Raw genomic sequence first — 398 nt, 5'->3', positions numbered from 1 at the left:
CTTTTATGGTCCGCACGTCACCAATCAGATTATCCGCGAAGCGCTTTATCCTTACTCTGACGACCTGACAATTGTCACTAAAATTGGTGCGCGGCGTGGAGAGGACGCTTCCTGGTTGCACGCCTTTTCTCCGGCAGAGTTGCAAAAAGCGGTGCACGATAATCTACGTAATCTCGGCCTGGACGTACTGGATGTGGTTAACCTGCGCGTTATGATGGGAGATGGTCATGGCCCAGCGGAAGGATCGATTGAGGCCAGCCTGACCGTGCTGGCAGAGATGCAACAACAAGGCCTGGTAAAACATATTGGCCTGAGCAACGTCACACCGACGCAGGTTGCAGAGGCGCGCAAGATTGCCGAAATGGTCTGTGTGCAAAACGAATACAACATCGCGCACC

1 pseudogene is annotated in these 398 nt (G+C 53.3%); it reads left to right on the top strand.

Going from position 1 to position 398, the window contains the following annotated elements:
- A pseudogene (gene pdxI, locus D7X32_RS44715) lies at nucleotides 1-398 on the top strand (pyridoxine 4-dehydrogenase); the annotation flags it as partial.

Source organism: Corallococcus carmarthensis (assembly GCF_003611695.1).
In the GTDB taxonomy this organism is placed as follows: Bacteria; Myxococcota; Myxococcia; order Myxococcales; family Myxococcaceae; genus Corallococcus; species Corallococcus carmarthensis.
The sequence above is the reverse complement of the archived record's forward strand: the minus strand, read 5'-3'. Positions and strand labels throughout refer to the sequence as shown.